The sequence below is a fragment of the Halobellus sp. Atlit-38R genome, assembly GCF_003665925.1.
GTDB lineage: Archaea > Halobacteriota > Halobacteria > Halobacteriales > Haloferacaceae > Haloquadratum > Haloquadratum inordinatus.
Genome location: NZ_QXIJ01000138.1, coordinates 1 through 595 on the forward strand (window position 1 = coordinate 1; position 595 = coordinate 595).

The following is a 595-nucleotide window of genomic DNA, read 5'->3' on the forward strand; positions in this document are numbered from 1 at the left end:
CCTCGACGCGGTCCGCGGGGCGCTCGTCGACTGGTACGAGGCGGACCACCGGGACTTCCCGTGGCGCCGCACGGAGGACCCCTACGAGATTCTCGTCAGCGAGGTGATGAGCCAGCAGACCCAGCTCGACCGGGTCGTGCCGGCGTGGGAGGACTTCCTCGACGAGTGGCCGACGACCGCCGCCCTCGCCGCGGCCGACCGCGCCGACGTGGTCGCGTTCTGGTCGGACCACTCGCTGGGGTACAACAACCGCGCGAAGTACCTCCACGAGGCGGCCGGGCAGGTCGAGGACGACTACGACGGGGCGTTCCCGCAGGACCCCCAGGGGCTGCGCGAGCTGATGGGCGTCGGCCCGTACACCGCCAACGCGGTGGCATCGTTCGCGTTCAACGACGGCGACGCCGTCGTCGACACCAACGTGAAGCGGGTGCTGTACCGCGCGTTCGACGCCCCGGACGACGACGACGCCTTCGAGCGGATCGCCTCGGCGCTCATGCCAGCGGGCGAGTCCCGGGTGTGGAACAACGCGGTCATGGAGCTCGGCGGCGTCGCCTGCGGGAAGAAGCCGCGCTGCGACGAGGCGGGCTGCCCGTGA

At 71.8% G+C, this 595-nt stretch carries 1 pseudogene; it reads left to right on the plus strand.

The features are described from left to right. Window positions 1-595 (plus strand): annotated as a pseudogene (locus D3D02_RS18560) (A/G-specific adenine glycosylase); the annotation flags it as partial.